Raw genomic sequence first — 257 nt, 5'->3', positions numbered from 1 at the left:
CCTCGTCAACGGTGCGTTGGAGGTCATGTATCGAGATCAGTTGGGGTCCATCCGGAAGATTCTCAACGGCAACAGTGAGGAAATCAAGAACGCGACCTATGCGCCCTTTGGAACGATAGATGAACGGGTCAGCAGTGCCGGTCTGGCAACTGCAGAAGAGACAAAAGGCTTCATCGGCGAACGTTTCGACGCCGGTGCTGGGCTACAGTACCTCAACGCGCGGTACTATGACCCAGAGCTTGCTAGCTTCATTCCAG

The 257-nt window shown here is 54.9% G+C and carries 1 protein-coding gene; it reads left to right on the top strand.

Annotated elements, in window-relative coordinates; genetic code table 11:
* Positions 1-25: 25 nt before the first annotated feature.
* Positions 26-257 (top strand): RHS repeat-associated core domain-containing protein (locus R0J87_RS22125; RefSeq protein WP_498889001.1); only part of this gene is annotated, 232 nt, incomplete at its 3' end.

It is taken from the genome of Halomonas sp. SIMBA_159 (assembly GCF_046536035.1).
In the GTDB taxonomy this organism is placed as follows: domain Bacteria; phylum Pseudomonadota; class Gammaproteobacteria; order Pseudomonadales; family Halomonadaceae; genus Vreelandella; species Vreelandella venusta_A.
This window is presented reverse-complemented; position numbering and strand designations above follow the sequence as displayed.